Here is a 241-nt window from a genome sequence, read left to right as displayed (position 1 = left end):
GGCCGCCGCTGGCGTAGGCGCGCTTCTCCGGATGCAGGGTCGCGACGAGCCGGTCGTCGCGCAGCAGCCGCACGGTGCCGCGATCGGACGTGTAGTTCGGACCTTCGTGGTGGGCGACGCCGTCGAGATGGAAGCTGTCGCGGCCGATCGTCAGCGACTGGCCGGGCGCCAGGGCGACTTCGCGCTGGATGTTCAGCGCCTCGACCAGCAAGGCGCCGACCAGGAATACGGCGATGCCGAA

General features: G+C 70.5%; 1 protein-coding gene. It reads right to left on the bottom strand.

What is annotated here, in order from left to right; genetic code table 11:
* A partial coding sequence (locus SB719_RS22315; protein WP_412160057.1) for a cytochrome c-type biogenesis CcmF C-terminal domain-containing protein occupies positions 1-241 on the bottom strand: 241 nt, incomplete at both ends.

The organism is Pantoea sp. SIMBA_079 (genome assembly GCF_046940275.1).
GTDB lineage: Bacteria > Pseudomonadota > Gammaproteobacteria > Enterobacterales > Enterobacteriaceae > Pantoea > Pantoea borealis.
This window is presented reverse-complemented; position numbering and strand designations above follow the sequence as displayed.